A 3,515-nucleotide genomic window follows, 5' to 3' on the forward strand; every position below is an offset into this window, starting at 1 on the left:
ACAAGGCAGAGAACTCGAGCAACAAGGCAGGGAACTCGCGCAACAAGGCAAGGAACTCGCGCGACAAGGCAAGGAACTCGCGCAACAAGGCAGGAAACTCGAGCAACAAGACAAGCAACTCGAGCAACAACTCAATAAACTCGCGCAATAAAGCAAGCGATTCGAACAGTACAAATCTCCCCTTAAAAGAAAATATCGAAATTTTTTGGTAAGCCTTGCTAGGATTCGTGTTTGAGGTGAATTTTGTCGAAATATAGCGGGAAGTCACCTTGACAGTCGTAAGGGATTTTATTATCGTACTTAATGTGAACGAGTTCTTTTTATGAACATGTTCACAAAACGAATCGTAAAACTATTTATTCCGCATTCATGGTAGAAAGCGGCATTCGTTTAGTTAGTAGGTTGAGTGGAGGTCGAGTGGTCAACGATCAACGATTCTTCAAATTTGGATGATCGAATTTTCGCATTATCTAAAAATTCCATTGGGATAAATAGCGCGGTGTATAAAACAGCAGGGAGTGATTTCGTTTCATTTGATAAGTCAACAGTAAGCAAGAATTAAAAGTGCTAGATCACACTTACATTCAATTCGATAATAAGGAGGAAATCACTTGATCGAATTAAAAAATATCGACAAAGTGTATGAAGATGGTTTTCAAGCATTAAAAAATATAAATATAGCTTTTGAAGATGGGAAAATAAATGTATTGATCGGTCCAAGTGGCTGCGGGAAAACAACGACGATGAAACTGATCAATCGTTTAGTTGATTATACAGATGGACAAATTTTATTTGATGGTGAAAATATCAAACAAATGAACCCTATCGAACTTCGCCGTAAGATCGGGTTTGTTATTCAAAACATTGGTTTATTTCCACATATGACCATTTACAATAATGTCGCCACCGTTCCTAAGCTACTAAGATGGGATAGACAAAAAATACGTGCGCGTGTGAAGGAATTATTGCATATGGTGAACCTCGACCCAAAAACTTATATGAATCGCTATCCTTCTGAACTGAGTGGCGGTCAAAAACAACGAATTGGCGTTATCCGCGCTTTAGCAGCCGAACCCTCTACCATTTTAATGGACGAGCCTTTTAGTGCGCTTGATCCAATCAGCAGAGAACAATTGCAAGATGAACTGATTCGTCTGCAGAGGGAAATTAATAAAACGATTATTTTTGTGACACATGATATGGACGAAGCGTTGAAGATAGCTGACCAAATTATTTTAATGAAAGATGGTCATATTGTTCAAAAAGGAACACCTCAAGAGATATTAGAAAATCCAGCAAATGATTTTGTTAAAGAATTTATCGGAGAAAAACGACTAGGAAGGAGAGAGCTTCCAGCGCTTGCTGAACTAATCAGAACACCATTTATTTCCACACTGGATGATTCATCAACGGAACATGCCATTGAGCAAATGCTAAAACATCAAGTAGCTACGATTCCGGTAATGGAGAAAAATGGAAAGTATGTAGGAACCGTCAATTTATATGATGCATTATCCAATAAAGATAAACAGCTTACGGATTTACTCGATCCTTCCGTTATTCCGATTAATGAAATAGACAAAACAGAAGATGTACTACGTCATATGAAACAAGGAAAAGATACCATTCCAGTTCTATCCTCCGATCAAAACATGATAGGTTTACTAGATCAAACGAAGTTATTTCATGTACTCCATGAAATGACAGGCGGAGAGTGTGGTGTTAAATAGTGCATGTATTAACGGATTATTTCCAATTTTGGAGTGAAAAATATGCTTCGATTTTAGACTATATGACCGAGCATATGATCATTTCATTTACGGTGATTATCATCACGGTGTTCGTTACAGTACCACTAGGTATTTATATGACCAAATTAAAGAATGAAAAGATAAAAGGATTGATGTTTCATATTGCAAATATTTTTCAAACGATCCCGACGATTGCTTTATTAGCAATCATGATTCCGATTCTAGGTATTGGTTTTACCCCTGCAGTGGTGGCATTATTCTTATATTCCCTATTGCCATTATTACGAAATACTTATGCAGGGATGCAGTCCGTTGATCCAGAAATTATTGAAGCGGCGAAGGGCATGGGATTTGGTACATTTGAACGTTTATTTAAAATTGAGTTACCAATGGCTCTTCCATATGTGATGTCAGGGATTCGTGTTACATCGGTTTATATTATTAGCTGGACCACACTTGCTGCTTTAATAGGTGCGGGTGGATTAGGAGACCTCGTATTAGCTGGGATTGGTTATAATGATAAATTTATGATTTTTACAGGAACGATTTTAGCGATCATGATCGCAATATTCCTAGACTTCATCTTAGGAAAAATGGAAAAGAAACTGTCAAAAGTGTAAACAATAAACGAATGAAGGGGAGTTTTATGGATGAAATTTAAAAAATATATAATGGCTGCTTCTGTGCTTATGATGATGTTGGTTGCTGGATGCGGAGGCGGTGCATCTGCTGATGGAGGAGAAACGTTTACAGCTGCTGCTGCAAAAAATACCGATTCGAAAATTAACGTGCAAATTTTAAAGTTATTAGTGGAAGATCAAACAAAGCATGAAGTGGACATTGTCGAAGATCTACCAGCAAGTCCACAAATTTTTGCAGGAATTGAACGCGACGAATTTGATTTTGCTAGTTTATTTTCAGGTGAGGTATATAACAACTACTTTGATGATATCGAATATACAACGAATCCCGAAGAAACTTTAAAAAAGGCACAATCACGCTTTGGGGAAAAATATGATATTAAATGGTATGACCCAATAGGATACATTAATAACTATAGTATCGCTGTTAAGAAAGACTTTGCAAAAGAAAATCAGATTGAGACATTAACGGATTTAGGCGAGTTTGCAGATGAACTTACGTTAGGGACAGATAATGCTTGGATTGAGCGCGATAATGACGGCTATTCAGGATTTCAGGATACGTATGCATATCAATTTGCGGATGCCCGTGGAATGGATGTGGCTTTAATGTATGAGGGGATTGCAAACGGTGAACTAGATGTAGTGACGGCTTATACGGTAGATCCGCAATTAAAGGAGTATGACTTAACCGTGATGGAAGACGATAAACATTTCTTCCCACCTTATGAAGCATCTCTCGTAGCTCAAAATTCCGTTATTGAGGAATACCCGGAAGTGGATAAGATTACTGAATCGATTGTTGGCACCATTGATACGGAAAAAATGACTGATTTAATTTATGAAGTGGATATTGAAAAAAGAAGTGTTGAAGAAGTTGCTAAAGCATTTTTAAAAGACGAAGGAATGTTGGATTAAATGAATGGATCATGCTCCATAAATTTACAACTATATCATTTAAACAATCAATGGTGGGGTGGAGGTGAAGTATGAAGAAACGCAACAGCATGATTGCTCTTATAGGATTTGTCTTTGTTCTGTTTATTCCACTATTAGGAAAAAGCGAACGTGTCAAAGCCGATAATACAGAGGATGCAAAAGAGATCGTTGTCAAAGATGGAAT

3 protein-coding genes are annotated in these 3,515 nt (G+C 37.4%); all 3 read left to right on the plus strand.

All coding sequences use genetic code 11. The features are described from left to right. The first annotated feature begins 611 nt into the window (after nucleotides 1-611). The 3 genes from GZ63_RS0115560 to GZ63_RS0115570 are packed head-to-tail and all read left to right on the plus strand — an operon-like array spanning nucleotide 612 to nucleotide 3,310. Entirely contained in the window at nucleotides 612-1,730 is a 1,119-nt protein-coding gene (locus GZ63_RS0115560) for a betaine/proline/choline family ABC transporter ATP-binding protein (protein ID WP_029271128.1), read from the plus strand. Then, nucleotides 1,730-2,371 carry an ABC transporter permease gene (locus GZ63_RS0115565; RefSeq protein ID WP_029271130.1) on the plus strand — a complete coding sequence of 214 codons (642 nt, stop codon included), beginning with the start codon at nucleotides 1,730-1,732 and terminating at the stop codon, nucleotides 2,369-2,371. The genes GZ63_RS0115560 and GZ63_RS0115565 overlap by 1 nt, the downstream gene beginning before the upstream one ends. 30 nt (nucleotides 2,372-2,401) lie before the next feature. Next, nucleotides 2,402-3,310 carry an ABC transporter substrate-binding protein gene (locus GZ63_RS0115570; RefSeq protein WP_051681521.1) on the plus strand — a complete coding sequence of 303 codons (909 nt, stop codon included), beginning with the start codon at nucleotides 2,402-2,404 and terminating at the stop codon, nucleotides 3,308-3,310. Nucleotides 3,311-3,515: the final 205 nt, after the last annotated feature.

The organism is Virgibacillus alimentarius, assembly GCF_000709085.1.
Taxonomy (GTDB): Bacteria; Bacillota; Bacilli; order Bacillales; family Amphibacillaceae; genus Virgibacillus_B; species Virgibacillus_B alimentarius.